Origin of the sequence: Martinezella calliandrae, assembly GCF_030272695.1 — a bacterium.
Classification (GTDB): domain Bacteria; phylum Pseudomonadota; class Alphaproteobacteria; order Rhizobiales; family Rhizobiaceae; genus Rhizobium; species Rhizobium calliandrae.
The window spans coordinates 1-5,585 of sequence record NZ_JARFYN010000117.1 but is presented as its reverse complement, the minus strand read 5'-3'; the positions used below and the strand labels follow the sequence as shown (position 1 = coordinate 5,585).

General features: G+C 58.0%; 6 protein-coding genes, 2 tRNA genes and 2 pseudogenes. 6 read left to right on the top strand and 4 right to left on the bottom strand.

Going from position 1 to position 5,585, the window contains the following annotated elements; genetic code table 11:
• The first annotated feature begins 178 nt into the window (after positions 1–178).
• Positions 179–448: a hypothetical protein gene (locus PY650_RS35985; protein ID WP_285884839.1), complete on the top strand. Its 270-nt coding sequence runs from the start codon at positions 179–181 to the stop codon at positions 446–448.
• Positions 449–621: 173 nt separating this feature from the next.
• Positions 622–906: a hypothetical protein gene (locus PY650_RS35980; protein ID WP_285884837.1), complete on the top strand. Its 285-nt coding sequence runs from the start codon at positions 622–624 to the stop codon at positions 904–906.
• A 14-nt stretch (positions 907–920) separates the two neighbouring features.
• On the opposite strand, the pseudogene PY650_RS35975 reads toward PY650_RS35980, so the two are convergent.
• The 3 genes and pseudogenes from PY650_RS35975 to rlmB form a co-directional block, all read right to left on the bottom strand.
• Positions 921–1,708: pseudogene (locus PY650_RS35975) on the bottom strand (class I SAM-dependent methyltransferase).
• 191 nt (positions 1,709–1,899) lie between these two features.
• Positions 1,900–2,601 (bottom strand): AprI/Inh family metalloprotease inhibitor, encoded by a 702-nt coding sequence (locus PY650_RS35970; RefSeq protein ID WP_285884835.1) that lies wholly within the window; start codon positions 2,599–2,601, stop codon positions 1,900–1,902.
• Positions 2,602–2,641: 40 nt separating this feature from the next.
• On the bottom strand, positions 2,642–3,550 hold the full coding sequence (gene rlmB / locus PY650_RS35965) for a 23S rRNA (guanosine(2251)-2'-O)-methyltransferase RlmB (protein ID WP_285884833.1): 909 nt from the start codon (positions 3,548–3,550) through the stop codon (positions 2,642–2,644).
• 198 nt (positions 3,551–3,748) lie between these two features.
• Here rlmB and PY650_RS35960 point away from each other — a divergent pair.
• Together PY650_RS35960 and PY650_RS35955 are read left to right on the top strand one after the other, a co-directional pair.
• Positions 3,749–3,833, top strand: a tRNA-Tyr gene (locus PY650_RS35960).
• 24 nt (positions 3,834–3,857) lie between these two features.
• Positions 3,858–3,931 (top strand) — tRNA-Gly (locus PY650_RS35955).
• An 89-nt stretch (positions 3,932–4,020) separates the two neighbouring features.
• On the opposite strand, the gene PY650_RS35950 is transcribed toward PY650_RS35955, so the two are convergent.
• Positions 4,021–4,350, bottom strand: a complete 330-nt coding sequence (locus PY650_RS35950) for a hypothetical protein (RefSeq protein ID WP_285884831.1) — start codon at positions 4,348–4,350, stop codon at positions 4,021–4,023.
• Between the two features lie 339 nt (positions 4,351–4,689).
• On the opposite strand from PY650_RS35950, the pseudogene PY650_RS35945 reads away from it, so the two are divergent.
• Positions 4,690–5,109 (top strand): annotated as a pseudogene (locus tag PY650_RS35945) (DUF3597 domain-containing protein).
• 379 nt (positions 5,110–5,488) lie between these two features.
• On the top strand, positions 5,489–5,585 hold a 97-nt coding region (locus PY650_RS35940; protein ID WP_133624442.1), incomplete at its 3' end, for a GTP-binding protein.

Here is a 5,585-nt window from a genome sequence, read left to right as displayed (position 1 = left end):
ATCGCAAGGCCGAATATCTCCATTCGACGCAAACGAAAACGATCCGGATGGTCCGACGAATTCGCAAGAACTGTCATCGCTCAAATGCGATAGCCCTGGATTGAAACGGCGCTCCCCTTTGAAATCGTTAGGACGAACGCTAACATGCGATTCCCGTCGTTGCTGCGCGTAGGAAGACATGACCGTTAAGCCCAAGAAACCCAAACTTGAACATTCCGAGCTCTCCGGTGAATTTACCGAGGACGGCGTGACGGTGCTCGTCGATATCTTCCGTCCGGCAGGCAGCCAACAAGATTGGCGCATGGAGGTCATTACGCCCGAGGAGGATCTCATCGAATGGGAAGAGCTCTTCGCGACGGACCGCGAGGCCTTCGACGAGTTCCTGGCGACGATCGCGCGCGATGGTATCAGGATCTTCTTTGACGATTCGGATCCGGCGATTCATTAAGCTGCGCCGGCGCCTTTGGGATAGTTGTGAGGGCATTGGCGCCGGTGGAGGCCTGACTGACCTCAGGGATGACCAGCCACAATTTCGGGTGGAAACCACCGGAAATATCTACATTTACAACATCTAAAATAGGCATACACTTTCTCCCATCAACGGAGGGCGAGGGTGCGTCCATGCGTGAGGCATTGGGGGCCATTGTCGTGGGATTGTCGTTTGTTGCGGTCGCGAGCGCACCGGCGATGGCTGGGCAGAATTGCTACTGCAAAAGCAAGGATGGAACGCTGCACCCGATCGGTGCGGTCGCGTGCATGACCGTGGACGGCAAAAGCTATCTCGCGCGATGCCAAATGAACCTCAACGTTACCTCCTGGTCAAAGCTGCAGGAGGGATGCCCGGTTACGGAGATCTCGCCGTGGCAGCAATCGGCCTGGCATCTTCAGCCGATCGCCGTTCGCTGAACGGCTTTCTAATGTCAACGGTATGCGCACTCCGAAATGGCGCTCATGCCTGAGCGGGTCATGAATTCATAGAGAATGCCCGGCCAAAAGGATTGTGCAGGCGGATGGCGTCGGAGCCTAGAAATTGCGTTTCCGTCTGGTCAAAAACTCTGAGATGCGGCGCTTGCTGGATTGCTGCTCGATAGAAATCATGAAATTCGCGCCGGCAGAGATAGGTCTTATATTTGGTCATGCAGAAGGCCGAGAAGGCCTCGTCGTTGTCGCGAAGAAAATCGGCGACGCCGACGGTGACTTCCGGCCAGGCGGGATTGAAAGTATCGTCGAAGACGATGACACCATGATCGGCGGTCGTCTCCTTCGCCAGCCGGCTGTCGGCCACGAGATTCGGCAGCGTGTGCCCGCCGTCGACACGGAAGAAGCGCACTTCGCCGACCCTGCTCAATATATCTGTCGGACACAGATCGGAGCTATCTCCCACGACCAGCAAGTCCTCGTTGACCGGCAGGCCCAGCCGGTCGCCACGCTCGAGAAATGATTGGTACTGCTCGGAAATGCCATCCGACATCTTTCCGATATCGAAGAGATCGATGCCGAGCACGCGATCTTCGGGGGAGGCGATCTTTTTCAGGAGAAAGTAAGAACGGCCGAAATAGACGCCGATTTCAGCAATTCCGCCGCCCAACGCATGTTCTCGCAGATGTTCCAAAATAGAGAGATAAACAAGGGCATCCGGCGGATTGATATATCCTTCCACGCTACTCAGTTCGTGGACGATGAGTTTGCGGATATTCGATAGGATCATTCGCCCTGTGCCCTGCTTTTCCGGTATGTGACAAGCTAACATAGTCACATTTCTCGGGCGTCAACCCACGGGCAAAATATCTGTTCCCTAAGGCGCGCCGCGATCCCGGGGATTCGCTCCTTGCTCTTTGGGTTCCTGATTTTGCGCATGTCGTTATCGCAAAACCGCTGCGCACTTTTGGGCGACAAACGTTAACCGCCCTGCTTGCGGACCAGGACTAAGGGCCGTCCCTCTTCCTCCTCGGTTTTCTGGAAGCTGCCATCCGGCCGCATGTCGAAAGACAGCGAAGAGCCGTCCGTGCCCATCATCACCAGGCCGAAACCCTCCATGACCCAGAGGGAAAGCTTAAGATCGCCGATGTCGGTGGGGCAGTCGCTGCCCGGTGACATCTTGGGTGTCCCATCCGTATCGGTATCGCTGGAGAGCGTGACGCCGCAGATGGCTTTGCCGCCGGGCTGTTGGATCTCCCAAGTGCCGGCAACACTTGCGATGGTTGGGACATGGTCGACATCGCCAAGCGCCGGCAACAGCCACATCGGGTCGCCCTCTTCGATTTCCCAGGGCGAACCTTCTTCTTCTTGCTGGAAACGAGCCACCACTTTCTGTGTCGCGTCGGTCAGAGCTAGCGTGCCATCTTCGCCGAAATTCCAAGCAGCCGCCTTGGCAAGCGCCGGCAGGGTGGAGGCGCAGGCGTCCGCGCCGGTGATGGCGTAGCCGCCGGCCGCCGGTGTGGTTTCGAAGGTGATGCGGCAACCCTTGGCGCCGTTTTCGGGCGCCAAGAGCCATGATCCGGCTTGCGCCTTGATAAGTTCGTCATCGACGGCGCCCGCCGGTTGGCCGGTGGCAAGAATGAAGGCGGCGGAAGCGGCCGCGAGGCTAAAGGTACGGATCAAGGCAAATTCCCCCAAATCTGCTGCGGCAGCCCCAGCGCCGCTACATTTTCAGATAAGACCGCGCTGCATAAAGGGCGATAGCGGCCGCGTTCGAGACATTGAGCGACTTGATGGCGCCGGGCATGTCGAGCCGCGCCAGCGCGTTCACCGTTTCGCGCGTTTTCTGGCGCAGCCCCTTGCCCTCGGAGCCGAGAACGAGGGCGACTTTCTGGCCTGAAAACGTACCTTCGAGCGGCGCCGGACCTTCCGAATCAAGGCCGATGGTGACGAAGCCGAGACGATGAAGCTCGCCGAGCGCATCGGCGAGATTGGTGATCTGTATGTAGGGTATGAGTTCCAGCGCGCCGGAAGCGGATTTCGCCAGCACGCCCGATTCGGTTGGGCTGTGTCGCTGGGTGGTGATGACTGCGCCGGCGTCGAAGGCCACGGCCGAGCGCATGATGGCGCCGACATTGTGCGGATCGGTCACCTGATCGAGCACCAGCAGCAGCGGGCTGTCCTTCAATGCCTCCAGGCGACGGACAGGTAGCGGACGCGTCTCCAGCATGACGCCTTGGTGGATCGCCTCGGGACCAAGCACCTTGTCGATATCCTGTGGCGAGACGATTTCGACGGGAATGCCGAGATCCTCGACCGGTCCGATCTCAAGCCGCACGAGCGCGTTTTGCGTCGCTGATAACTTGATGTTCTTCCGCTCGGGATTGGCAAGGGCTGCGCGAACCGTATGCAGGCCATAAAGATAGACCTGGTCGGGAGCCAGCGCCGGCGGCTTCCAGCCGTCCGCGCCCGGTCGTTTGCGCTTCTGTGGTTGCGGCGTCGGAATCTCGCCACGTTCACGCTTGGCGTCGCGATGCGCGCGCCGTAAGGCGGCATAATGCGTATCCTTGGCTGACTTGTCGCCAGCGGTGTTTTCAAGGCCCGAACGGCCGGATGTTCTGTCTTTGCTCATGCGGCTTTATAGCCGGAGCGCCGTCGAGCGCATAGTCCTCTTTCGCCGGGGGACTTTTCCAGCAAGTTGAAATTTTTTCGTCATTTTTGGCTGAACCTCATGTTGACAGACGGAAACGGTGCGGTCATATACGCGGCGCAGATCGCGGCGGCGACGTCGGGTCTAGCAAGCTTGGTCTCAGGATCCAGTCGGAAAACTGGAGGGATGCCCGAGTGGTTAAAGGGGACGGACTGTAAATCCGTTGGCTCAGCCTACGTTGGTTCAAATCCAACTCCCTCCACCATTCCGTGCCGGATCTTGACCACCCGCGGGTATAGCTCAATGGTAGAGCAGCAGCCTTCCAAGCTGAATACGCGGGTTCGATTCCCGCTACCCGCTCCAAGTATTTCAATGAATTCGTTATTTCTCTTGCCCGATGGCGCGTCGTTCGCGCTTTTCGGTGCGGCACCGCTACGCATTCGCCCGCGTTGCTACCTGTTCCCTTCGGCGCGACGCGGAACTGACCGGTGGTGATGGCTGCCCCGCCGGCCATAATGGCGATTTTCCGGGCGATGATGTATCGAATGCTGAGATCGTCCATGGCCGTGGAAGCTGCGGTGGTCATAGCGATAGCGGTCGCCGGAATATCGTGATCGGTATCGGTTGCTGCCGCCATAGATCACCGTGCCGCCATAATAGCCGCCGCTATAGTAACCGCTGCTGTACCCGTTGTAGCCGCTTGGGCTGCTTTCGACAACGCAGCTTGAAAGCAGGCCTGCCAGAACCAGGAACACGGCTGCGGGTATGGGTTTGCTCTGCATGATTGCTCATGCCATCTCCTCCCGCGGAGTTATATGGGGCGGAGTAATGCGACCAGCAATTGAGATGTCGGGTAAAATCTCCGCTATGGTTTAAATATTTGTTGACCGCTGCCCGTGCACGAAATCTCCTGAAACGACGCGACGAACGCAGAAGCCGCGCTGCGGATCGAATGCCGACCGCTCGCATTATTCGTGAAACTACCATCGCAAACTGCGGGAACACGGTTGTCTCCACCCCGCAATACCGTGACCGGGTCTTCTTGTTTACATCTCTAGCGTGAGATCTTGCTGAACAGGAACGGACGATAGTGCCGGCCAACCTAAACGGGGGACTACCCAATGGGAATTTTTGCCAAAATCAAAAGCGCCATCTGGGGCGAGGCAAAGGCGGCGGAAATCACGCGCCCGCGTCTACTCAAACAGCCACGCCCGTAGAGGCACCTTCTGCTATGGGATCGGCACCAACCACGGGTGTGCGGGCCGCACCGGCCGAAATCACACCGGTGGATGTCGCATGGATTCTGGATGCCAGCCGTTAAGAAGAGTGGCCAGAAGCTCGACTGGAAACATTCGATTGTCGATCTCATGAAGGCGCTTGGCATGGATGCGAGCCTCGCCGAACGCAAGGAGCTTGCACAGGAGTTGGGCTATGCCGGCGACGTCGGGGATTCCGCGAAGATGAACATGTTCCTGCACAAGGCTCTGATGAAGAAGCTCTCAGAGAATGGCGGCAAAGTGCCGGCAGAGCTGCTTGATTGATTGTGGTGCATCTATCGGGAGGCTGTCTCCTTTCGAAGGCTGCTGATCATTGCGCCCTCTCCGCATCGGGGAGGGCGTCTTTCGTTGCTCGGCAATCCACAGACGGATTCGGCCCGGGCGGCTGTTCGGACACCTGGAATATTTCCTCGGCGTGCCTATGTAACCGTCTGAACCGGCAAATGCTTTTACGTCTTTCCGGATCGGCCGGCGAAACCTTCGGCGCGAATCAATGCCAACGGCGCGTATTGTCCGCCATCGGCTACACTTCGCCAAGAATAGGGCCTGCAATTAAGTCTTGCGCAAATGCGACGAAAGCCTTAAACGGCGGCACTAAACCGGTTCGCCGGGGTCACCATTTACGTTCACAGGAAGCATTCAAATGGCAAAGAGTAAGTTTGAGCGCAATAAGCCGCACGTTAACATCGGCACGATCGGCCACGTTGACCACGGCAAGACGTCTCTGACGGCAGCGATCA

Bases quoted from the DNA above. Each gene is read 5' to 3' on its own strand.
- rlmB (WP_285884833.1), bottom strand. From the start codon at position 3,550: ATGAGCAAAGACAGAACATCCGGCCGTTCGGGCCTTGAAAACACCGCT.
- PY650_RS35985 (WP_285884839.1), top strand. From the start codon at position 179: ATGACCGTTAAGCCCAAGAAACCCAAACTTGAACATTCCGAGCTCTCC.
- PY650_RS35950 (WP_285884831.1), bottom strand. From the start codon at position 4,350: ATGCAGAGCAAACCCATACCCGCAGCCGTGTTCCTGGTTCTGGCAGGC.
- PY650_RS35980 (WP_285884837.1), top strand. From the start codon at position 622: ATGCGTGAGGCATTGGGGGCCATTGTCGTGGGATTGTCGTTTGTTGCG.